This is a genomic window from Acetomicrobium sp. S15 = DSM 107314 (genome assembly GCF_016125955.1).
Classification (GTDB): Bacteria; Synergistota; Synergistia; order Synergistales; family Thermosynergistaceae; genus Thermosynergistes; species Thermosynergistes pyruvativorans.
In genome coordinates, this window is the sequence record NZ_JADEVE010000024.1 from 1 (window position 1) to 498 (window position 498).

Below are 498 nucleotides of genomic sequence, written 5' to 3' on the forward strand. Positions count from 1 at the left end.
CGTCTTAACTCAACATGCCTCCGGGGTCAGGTTTTTACTTTTGACGTTTCTTGGTCTGCCCTAACTTTTGCTCTTCTTGCTCTTGCTTTCACTCTCACCCTCGTATTCACTTATTACCGATCACTCATCACTCACTTTCACTTTCACTTTCACTTTCACTTTCACTTTCACTCTCACTCTCACTTTCACTCTCACATCCACATTCTCCCGCGCGATGACCCTTTACAAACAGTCCACCCGCATGGTGCCGATTTCGGCAGCCATAGACGCCCCCACGCGCCCAGCTACCACAAGTCCCGTTAGCACTGGCGACATTTCCCTTATGAGGCTCAAAGCGATCACGCCGCCGATATATTCACCTGCGCCGAACCCCTGGCCACTGAAAGCTTCGCCCGGATTTAGCGCCCTCTCCACCGCCCTCATGGCTACAGATGTGGGCTCAGTGAGCGATGCAACCTCGTCCGACACGTTGCCAGGAATTTTGAAGGCCCAGGACCT

1 protein-coding gene is annotated in these 498 nt (G+C 52.8%); it reads right to left on the minus strand.

What is annotated here, in order from left to right:
* Positions 1–222: 222 nt before the first annotated feature.
* Positions 223–498: ABC transporter permease (locus EZM41_RS00210; protein ID WP_232618832.1), on the minus strand; the 276-nt coding region annotated here is incomplete at its 5' end.